Source organism: Allohoeflea poritis (assembly GCF_027889715.1).
GTDB lineage: Bacteria > Pseudomonadota > Alphaproteobacteria > Rhizobiales > Rhizobiaceae > Hoeflea_A > Hoeflea_A poritis.
In genome coordinates this window covers 1-4,392 of sequence record NZ_JAPJZH010000044.1, presented here as the reverse complement: position 1 = coordinate 4,392, position 4,392 = coordinate 1, and the positions used below count along the sequence as shown (strand labels likewise).

Annotated in this window: 6 protein-coding genes; all 6 read left to right on the top strand. The window is 48.2% G+C overall.

Annotation, left to right across the window (positions count from 1 at the left end; all coding sequences use genetic code 11):
- Nucleotides 1-726, top strand: a 726-nt coding sequence (locus OOZ53_RS26405; protein WP_271092791.1) for an RHS repeat-associated core domain-containing protein, incomplete at its 5' end; no start/stop codon positions are given.
- Nucleotides 727-729: 3 nt separating this feature from the next.
- Nucleotides 730-1,179 (top strand): hypothetical protein, encoded by a 450-nt coding sequence (locus tag OOZ53_RS26400; protein WP_271092790.1) that lies wholly within the window; start codon nt 730-732, stop codon nt 1,177-1,179.
- A 370-nt stretch (nt 1,180-1,549) separates the two neighbouring features.
- On the top strand, nt 1,550-2,623 hold the full coding sequence (locus tag OOZ53_RS26395; RefSeq protein WP_271092789.1) for an RHS repeat-associated core domain-containing protein: 1,074 nt from the start codon (nt 1,550-1,552) through the stop codon (nt 2,621-2,623).
- 10 nt (nt 2,624-2,633) lie between these two features.
- Nucleotides 2,634-3,077, top strand: coding sequence for a hypothetical protein (locus tag OOZ53_RS26390; RefSeq protein ID WP_271092788.1), 444 nt, complete (start codon nt 2,634-2,636; stop codon nt 3,075-3,077).
- 172 nt (nt 3,078-3,249) lie between these two features.
- Entirely contained in the window at nt 3,250-3,624 is a 375-nt protein-coding gene (locus tag OOZ53_RS26385; protein WP_271092787.1) for an RHS repeat domain-containing protein, read from the top strand.
- Nucleotides 3,625-3,818: 194 nt separating this feature from the next.
- Nucleotides 3,819-4,205 carry a hypothetical protein gene (locus tag OOZ53_RS26380; protein WP_271092786.1) on the top strand — a complete coding sequence of 129 codons (387 nt, stop codon included), beginning with the start codon at nt 3,819-3,821 and terminating at the stop codon, nt 4,203-4,205.
- Nucleotides 4,206-4,392 lie beyond the last annotated feature (187 nt).

The following is a 4,392-nucleotide window of genomic DNA, read 5'->3' as shown; positions in this document are numbered from 1 at the left end:
GACCCCTCCTTCGGCCGCTTCATCTCCCCCGATGACTGGGACCCCATCATCGATGGCGTCGGACCAAACCGATACGCCTACGCACAAAACGATCCCGTCAATAAATCCGATCCGAACGGGCATGCGATCGATCCGCAGGATCTAACCGGTGAACAAGCAGGGTCCTACACGGATCCTGATGCGGGGCGGGAGCCGACTGAGGCAGAAAAACAGATGGCGGATTCGTTGCCCCATTTACCAGGAATAGATCGTGGACCGCAAAATGCAAAAGAGAAATGGAATTCATACCAGAAAATAGCAACTCCAACTTCGAGACCACCAGTGCCCATGAGGGACCTTAGAAAGGGATCAAAAAGGAGCCACCCCTCAGAAGCGACTCCGCCGAACAGGCCATCAGGTAACAAAGAAAGTGTTGCAGCCCCGGTGCCACCTAGCGGAGTTGGGCCCACAGTTGATGCAAGAGCGCGAGCCAATCTAGCATCCAGCAAGAATTCCCTAATCAATGCTATACGTAAACAAGCTGAAAAACTCGGATACAAAAAGCGGATTCCTCCGCAAAAATCACCGTTCAATTCTCATGGGCAACCAGTGTTCACGAATGGCAAGAAGTACATATCTCCCGATGCTGATGGCCACAACGTGACAAATGGATGGAAGATGTTCGACAGTAAGGGTAGAAGAACAGGAACTTGGGATTTCGATCTTAAGAACAGAATAAAGGATTAGTTTATGTCGACGCTTTCAATCAATTTAAGTAATAAAAGTCATGTGTTAGGCGGAATTATTGTATCTGATGGCAGTATCCGGATTGGAGAATTTGAGGAAAAATTTCAGACATCTTTGTCATATTGGAATCGGGAGCGGTATTTTTGTCAATGGAAGGAAGCTTTGACGCGACTGATAGATGGTGAAAAATGTTCTGCTATCATTACAAATATGTACGACCCTTCAATCGCTAATTTCATAATTTGGTGGCCGATTTATGCAATTGGGGAAAAGGTGCATTTTCAGAATCAGGTTTTATTACTTGCCGAGCTTGAGAAAACCTTTGATGAATCTGATCCGTACAAATCTATTCCGAAAAGGGAAACGATTTCAGAAGATGGTGAAAAAATATCTGAATGGATTATCGGTATTTCGGAGGTTGAGCCATGCTTAGGTTTGTTGACTAATCACTGATTTTCAAAATAGTTTGGTATATGAACACAATATGCATCAAGTATATGATCGCGCTCATTCTTAAAGCATTGCTTATTTTAATCGAACCACGGTGACAGTTTGCCATGGCGTGAAGGTGAATCGCGAGTGGTAGAAGTCGGAATCATGTCGGACGAGTTTGAACAGATAGTACGCAATCATTATCCCACTCTAATAGTCACTCGTGGCGACGCAGTAGTCGGAGAACTAAGGTTTGAAGGCTAGATCGCAAAAGTCAGAATTTTTTGAGTTGTTGTTCTAACTTCCCCGCGGCTGTGTTGGACGGTTAAGCAACGCAATCAGCGCATTATCGGCCACGATCGACTTTGCCTATGGGCCCGACGGCAAACGGGTGCGCAAGGTCGGCGCCGGTACCGATACGCTCTATCCGGATGCCGATGCCGAGATCGATGCGACGGGAAGCCCTGTCTCACCCGGCATCTACGCACTCGGTGCCTATACCCGCTATCCGCATATGGACATCAAGCTGGTTGGCACCAGCGCGCAATACATCCACCGCGATCACCTGTCGTCGGTGCGCTTCGTGACCGATGCGACGGGCACTCTGATCGAGCAGACGGCCTATGCGTCCTATGGCGAGCCGACCAATGCGGCGATGGCCACGCAGAAGGGCTATATCAACGAGCGGCATGATCCTGAAACGGGCCTGATGTATCTTAACGCCCGCTATATGGACCCCTCTTTCGGCCGCTTCATCTCGCCCGATGACTGGGACCCCATCATCGATGGCGTCGGACCGAACAGATACGCCTACGCACAAAACGATCCCGTCAATAAATCAGATCCGACGGGGCACAGCGTCAATCCGGACGTTTCGGCAGACGCACGCGACGGGGGCAGAAATACCGAAGAAGACTACAATAGGTATCACACCAACTTTGGAATAGAATACTACGACGAGTGCGGCGGCTGCTACGAGGTGGCTCAAAGCAATGATCCGAAGGCGCTTGGAACCACTCCGAATGGACTTGGTCCGATATCGGGCCGCTATTCGGAACAAGCAGCCATGTTGCGAAGAGTAAACGCGGATAGAGCAAACCAGGGCCTACCGCCGTTAACTTCGGAACAAATACAACGCATGTCTCTGTCGGTTAGAAATGGCCGCAGCACCAGCAACAAGGTAAAAGCAGTCAATTTGCCATCTTGGAAAAGTGTTAGAATAAATATGAGGCATATTCTAAGTGGGCACGTAAGGGGTGGGTCACGTATCGGTGCCGGTTCGCGAAAGACCACTTTTCCGGAGCATATGACTGAGAAACAGATCGAAAGAACAATCAGACAAGCATATAGGTTTAGCAAGAAAATGTCGACACAAGGCGATCGAGTTCGAGTAAGAGGTAATAAAATTGAGATGTGGGTTAACACTAAAACAAGAACTATAGAAAGTGCCTACCCTCACCGGTGAGGATTACTCGATGAGAAATTGCGTTGTTAAGACTGACGAGAATTCCTATGAAAAAAAATCTGATTCTCTAGTTACCGGGATTGTGTATTTTGAGTTTGATGAGCATCAATTTCCTGAAAAGAATTGGAGTGATTTTGTAATCGTTCTACTTGGATGGTGGCTGACAGCGGTTGCAAAAATTCATTCAAACCGCTCTGATGCTGAACATTTGGAGTTTATGGATGGACCATTCTATATCGAACTAAATAGAATTGATGAGGAGAATGTTTCCATTGCTTGTTTTGAAAGAGATGTGTCTAAGCCTGAGTATTTGATGGAATTTTCAGCAAGTGAGTTGTTTGATCAAATCTTGGATGCCTCAAGGGCGGCACTAATCTGTTGTTCAAAGAACAACTGGGATGACGATGATATTCGCGCACTCGCAAGAGACGTAGATAGTTTTGCTTCCTACTAACTAGACTCCGACATTATTCTTTGACGTCAAAAACTCAACCATCCTGTCGATTGGGAAGAGTGGTTATAAGCGTTCCGAGACGAATATACAGTATTCTACAGAGATCGATGCGACGGGAACGCCGGTCTCGGCGGGTGTCTATGGGCTTGGTGCCTATACCCGCTATCCGCATATGGACATCAAGCTGGTGGGCACCAGCCCGCAATTCATCCACCACGACCACCTGTCATCGGTGCGCTTCGTGACCGATGCGACGGGCACTCTGATCGAGCAGACGGCCTATGCGTCCTATGGCGAGCCGACCAATGCGGCGATGGCCACGCAAAAGGGCTATATCAACGAGCGGCATGATCCTGAAACGGGCCTGATGTATCTCAACGCCCGCTACATGGACCCCTCCTTCGGCCGCTTATCTCCCCCGACGACTGGGACCCCATCATCGATGGCGTCGGACCGAACAGATATGCATATGCCGCAAATGATCCCGTCAATAAATCAGATCCAAACGGGCATTCCTATATTCCAGGTCCTTTCGCCCCGGCAATGAATACCGGTTAAGAGTGAAAGCGAAAGACGCAAACAATGAATTATTCCTTGGGCGGGGAGGTTCCAAGGGCACTCATCGGGTGGAAATAGAGTTGAACGAAGGTGTTAATTTCGAGCGTGGCACACAGCCTAACGAGCTTGTTCATAGAGGTGCGCTTCGAGATTCAAGGCATGGTACGTTTGAGGTAAAAGAAAATGACTTCTAAAAGCTTCACTGTGAGTGACTATCATGAGCTGTTGGCTCTTCATAGGGCGTTGCTAGAAGCAAAATTCTGCGATGAGCCGAACGATCTAGATATTTCGGCAAGTCCCATAATTTCAGAAATGCATAAAAAGCTTGTCAAACTGCTACAAGAAATTGAAGCCGGCAAAAACAAAGATCAAGTTAACCACGCTTGGGATGAGTGGCTCAGCATCGACCAAAGCAGGCGAGAGTGGCAAGTCGCGTTAACTAGAGCTCGCAGCGAAAGATCATGGGCCGATTGGAATGAAGCTCAGAAGAAAAAATATGTTTACGACTTGCTTTCACCATTTATTCTTGATGAAGAAGCGGCCAAAAAATTCATTGATAGCGTACGGTAAAACTTTTCTTGTTTTGCCGTAATTCATTGGCGGTTCCATCATACTCCACCTGCTACATAGGTGGAGCTGACTGCCAAAATTCGTGGTTTGTGACGCTGTCGCACTAACTTGAGGACCTGGGCGAGCTTCCGGTCTGGAAGCTTTACGACCCGCATCTGGTCACGGTCGGCTCGGCGGCTTCGCCCTG

Coding starts and splice junctions, on each gene's coding strand:
- OOZ53_RS26400 (WP_271092790.1), top strand. CDS start 730: ATGTCGACGCTTTCAATCAATTTAAGTAATAAAAGTCATGTGTTAGGC.
- OOZ53_RS26390 (WP_271092788.1), top strand. CDS start 2,634: ATGAGAAATTGCGTTGTTAAGACTGACGAGAATTCCTATGAAAAAAAA.
- OOZ53_RS26385 (WP_271092787.1), top strand. CDS start 3,250: ATGGACATCAAGCTGGTGGGCACCAGCCCGCAATTCATCCACCACGAC.
- OOZ53_RS26380 (WP_271092786.1), top strand. CDS start 3,819: ATGACTTCTAAAAGCTTCACTGTGAGTGACTATCATGAGCTGTTGGCT.